At 45.5% G+C, this 1,485-nt stretch carries 1 protein-coding gene; it reads left to right on the forward strand.

Features of this window, described 5'->3' with window-relative positions; genetic code table 11:
- Positions 1-1,418: IS66 family transposase (gene tnpC / locus AAKU52_RS17420; RefSeq protein ID WP_354335911.1), on the forward strand; the 1,418-nt coding region annotated here is incomplete at its 5' end.
- Between the last annotated feature and the right edge of the window lie 67 nt (positions 1,419-1,485).

Raw genomic sequence — 1,485 nt, forward strand, 5'->3', positions numbered from 1 at the left:
AGCAAGAAGTCGCTTATTATAAAGCCCAGGTGGAAATGTACAAACGCATGCAGTTCGGCCAAAAACGGGAACGCTTTGAAGGAGATGCTTCCCAGCTTCCTTTGCCCTTTCATATATCTACTGAAAAAGAACTTGAACAGCGAGAAGTGGTCAAAGAAAAGATTACCTATGAGCGTAAACGACAATCCGAGCACAAAGGCCGTGTGGCTTTGCCGTCCCATCTTCCCGTGGAAACTGTAGAAATATACCCGGAAGGCGACCTGTCTGAAATGATCTGCATTGGTAAGGAGGTGACCGAGGAACTGGAGTGTGAACCTGCACGGTTCTTCATCAAACGTTATGTCCGTTATAAATACACCAACAAAAACAAAGAAGGGGTTATTATCGGAGAGCTTCCCGAGCGGGTGATCGATAAAGGTATTCCCGGATCGGGACTACTGAGTACGATCTTGGTTGATAAGTACGTGGATCATTTACCGCTTTACCGACAAAAGCAACGCTTTTCAAGGGAAAACATCCCCATTGCTTCTTCCACACTGGAAGGCTGGACCAAAAAAGCACTTCAGCGGTTGGAACCACTTTATGAGCAGCTGCTCTTCGATATGAAAACCAAAGGATACATTCAAGCGGACGAGACGCCGATAAAAGTGCTGGAAAGCACCAAAAAAGGTGCCTGCCATCAAGGCTATTATTGGGTCTACCACAGTCCATTGGACAAAACCGTGCTGTTTGATTACAGCCCGACCCGAGGTGCCATTGCAGCTGAAAAGGTATTGGCAAACTTTCAAGGTTACCTGCAGAGCGATGGCTATGCCGGGTACAATAAAATCGGCGCACGGAAAGGGGTCACCCATTTGGCCTGCTGGGCGCATGCTAGACGTGAATATGACAGGGCATTGGGGAATGATGCCCAACGGGCAGGTACAGCCATGCTTCTTATCCAAAAACTATATGCGATAGAAAGGGAAGCCCGGGAAAATGGACTGGATGCCAAGGAAAGAAAAGAGCTACGGCTTTCCAAGTCTTTACCTGTACTGAACCAAATGGGCAAATGGATCACACAGGAGGTAAAAAAGACCTTGCCCAAAAGTCAGATCGGAAAAGCCATGCAGTACAGCATTGCCCGTTGGGATGCACTGAATGCATATCTATATGATGGAAATCTTGAGATTGATAATAATCTCGTAGAAAATGCCCTGCGTCCAACCTGTTTGGGTCGGAAAAATTATTTGTTCGCCGGAACTCATGAAGCTGCCCAGCGTGCAGCCATGATCTATTCCTTCTTCGCCATCTGCAAAAAACATGAAGTAAACCCTTATCAGTGGTTGAAATATACCCTGGAAAATATCATGATCATCAACCACAAAAATATCCGGGATTTATATCCCCAAAACTTTAAACTGAAACAGGAAAAATAAAACCTTACCAAAAGAGCTATAGGAAATTGTTTCTACAAATAAAAGATGGGCTTCATGGGGCGGATAC

Source organism: Pedobacter sp. CG_S7, assembly GCF_040544395.1.
GTDB lineage: Bacteria > Bacteroidota > Bacteroidia > Sphingobacteriales > Sphingobacteriaceae > Pedobacter.